3 protein-coding genes are annotated in these 2,319 nt (G+C 56.4%); all 3 read left to right on the forward strand.

Features of this window, described 5'->3' with window-relative positions:
- Positions 1 to 510, forward strand: a 510-nt coding sequence (locus DMG62_24390) for a hypothetical protein (GenBank protein PYY19669.1), incomplete at its 5' end; no start/stop codon positions are given.
- On the forward strand, positions 507 to 1,118 hold the full coding sequence (ureG, locus tag DMG62_24395) for an urease accessory protein UreG (GenBank protein PYY19670.1): 612 nt from the start codon (positions 507 to 509) through the stop codon (positions 1,116 to 1,118). The genes DMG62_24390 and ureG, both read left to right, overlap by 4 nt.
- Positions 1,006 to 1,944, forward strand: coding sequence for a hypothetical protein (locus DMG62_24400; GenBank protein PYY19671.1), 939 nt, complete (start codon positions 1,006 to 1,008; stop codon positions 1,942 to 1,944). The genes ureG and DMG62_24400 overlap by 113 nt, the downstream gene beginning before the upstream one ends.
- Positions 1,945 to 2,319 lie beyond the last annotated feature (375 nt).

Here is a 2,319-nt window from a genome sequence, read left to right on the forward strand (position 1 = left end):
CTTGTCTCACTCTGTGCCTCAAGGGCAGGCCGGCTTCAGGATTTTGATGGATGTGTTGCCCTTGATGAGAGGCTCGACGCCATCAAGGTAGCCTGCGAATCGCGAAACGCAAGCCGTCAAATGGGTCGTCAGGTCTTGCGGGTTTTAGTCCATACGAGTACCGATTCTTTCGTCGTGCGATTCGGAGGCGCGATCACGAGCGATCTGACACTCGGCCATCATGCGGTGTGCTTTGGCATCGCCGGCGCAATCCTGAACTGGCCGGAAGAAGCTTTGGCGTCCTCCTATTTGTACGCGGCCAGCTCTGCTTTGGTGGGCGCTGCGCTGCGTCTTCTGCCTCTGGGCCAGCTTGGCGGCCAGAAGATCCTCGCGGCAGCCAGGCCTCGCATCGCCAAACTTGCGGCCGATCTTCAAGGAAAAGATGAGCGGGATCTCTGGAGCTTTGCGCCCGCGCAGGAAATCGCGGCGATGAAGCACGCCAACCTTGAGGCCAGACTGTTCCGGTCATGATCAGCAAGCCGTTGAAAATCGGCATAGGCGGACCCGTGGGCTCGGGTAAAACGGCACTGGTCGAAGCTCTGTGCCGAAGATTGCAAACGCACTACGACCTGGCCGTCATCACCAACGATATCTACACTCGTGAGGACGCGGAGTTTCTGACTCGGCGTGGGGTTCTTACGCCGGAACGTATCGTGGGGGTCGAAACCGGCGGGTGCCCCCATACGGCGATACGCGAGGACGCGTCCGTGAACCTCGAAGCAGCCGGCCTGCTGATCAAGCAGTTTCCCAGAATGGACATTCTTTTCATCGAAAGTGGAGGAGACAACCTGGCGGCAACGTTCAGCCCTGAACTTGTGGATGCCACCATTTACGTGATCGATGTGGCCGAAGGCGACAAAATTCCACGCAAAGGCGGACCTGGCATCATGAATTCCGGCTTGCTGATCATCAACAAAATCGATCTGGCGCCTTATGTAGGCGCAGATCTCGCTATTATGGACCGGGATGCGAAGCGCATTCGAGGAGAGAGACCGTACGTTTTTACGAATCTCAAGAACGGATCGGGAATCGATAGCGTCATCCACTGGATCCGACACGGGCTATTGTTCGAGTCGTGAGCGCTCCGGCCGCGATGGCCTCTTGGATCTCAGGTTCGCACGAAGCGGCGGCCGCACAATTCTGCGGCAATATAGGTATACACTGCCTCTTCAAGCGCTCACTCCGTTCCAGCTCGAGGACGGCACCGCGTATCTCATGCTTCTCAATCCGACCGGGGGCGTTTTGGGCGGCGACTCCTTGATAACCCGCGTGCAGCAGGGGAACGGAACACACGTTTTGCTAACCACGCCTTCGGCCACCAGAGTCTACCGTACCCCCCGGCAACCTGCCTTCCAACATACCGCCATCCAGCTTGGCGAGGACGCCATCCTCGAATACGTTCCCGATCACACTATCCCTCACGCGGGCGCAAGTCTGTGTCAGACGCTTCGAATAAACCTAAGTGGGGGGAGCAAGACAATCGTGCTGGAATCATTTGCAGCCGGTAGATTGGCTTGCGGAGAACGATGGAGCTTTCGTGATATGGACCTGAAAACCGAAGTGTTCCTGCAAGAGAAGCCGCTTATGCTGAATCGCACGAGGATCACCCCCTACCTTCGCGATCCCTCTCAGATGGGCGTCATGGAGGATTTCAACTACATGGCCAGCCTCAGCGTGTTTGCCGGTGGGTTTGCGGACTGGGAAAAAGTTGCCAAGGCGCTGCAACAGACCATTGACGAGACCACGGGGATCTTTGGAGGCGTGAGCGCACTGGCTCGCGGAGGCTGTGTGGCCCGCTATCTGACTCGCAGCACCCCGGAATTGAGTGCGATCAATAGCCGGTTGTGGTTTGTGGCTCGCCGGCACGTGCTGGGGTTAGCGCCATTCCCGATGAGAAAATACTAGCGAGAGCCCGCATCTGGTGCACTAAAGCTTATCCCAATTTATCCCAATGCGCGGAAATCCGTGCCCAAACGGTCCAGGCGAGCCGAACAACATCTTCAGTTCTCAACAACTTAGAGGTGAGCCAGAGCGCAATCACCCGTCTGCTAAATCGTTTTGGGGGCTAAAACCTCCAACGGGGGGTTCGAATCCCCCTCTCTCCTTCATTAATATAAGATTTATATAATCTTATAGTAATATAGACTCTCAATAGAGGGCCTTGCCAGGAGCTGTCATTCGTGTAGCTCGAACTCACCCCTCCAAGCCTGGCAGTTGCCTGCCCAGGTGTTTCTCCTCTTGACAACCAGTGGAAGAAGAGTATCTTCCTCCTGGTAGCCA

The organism is Acidobacteriota bacterium, assembly GCA_003225175.1.
Taxonomy (GTDB): Bacteria; Acidobacteriota; Terriglobia; order Terriglobales; family Acidobacteriaceae; genus Gp1-AA112.